Origin of the sequence: Litoribacter ruber, assembly GCF_018449405.1 — a bacterium.
Lineage (GTDB): Bacteria > Bacteroidota > Bacteroidia > Cytophagales > Cyclobacteriaceae > Litoribacter > Litoribacter ruber.
Genome location: NZ_JAHCMY010000054.1, coordinates 1 through 305, shown reverse-complemented (window position 1 = coordinate 305; position 305 = coordinate 1). Strand labels below are relative to the sequence as shown.

Here is a 305-nt window from a genome sequence, read left to right as displayed (position 1 = left end):
TGATTTTTTTCCCGATCGCTTTCGAACGGGTTGCAAAGGTAATCCAATGTTTTGGTTCCGCAAGCCTTTTTCTGTTTTATTTTTTTTCCACCGGGTGTTGCCGGCAATAACAGGGCATTGGGGGACAGGCAGCTTTTTGCCTGCTTTTGTTTTTTTGTGTGGAAAAGAAGGGGGTGTTTTGGGAATCCCGGATCTTATCAATGTTTTTTCTTTCCGAAAGTTCGCCATGCGGCGGCTTTTTTTTAAGGGAAAAGAAAAAAAGTGGGCGGCGACCTACTCTCCCGGATGTGACTCCAGTACCATCG

General features: G+C 45.6%; 1 protein-coding gene. It reads left to right on the top strand.

Annotation, left to right across the window (positions count from 1 at the left end):
- A partial coding sequence (locus KI659_RS18555; protein ID WP_213946883.1) for a hypothetical protein occupies positions 1 to 305 on the top strand: 305 nt, incomplete at both ends.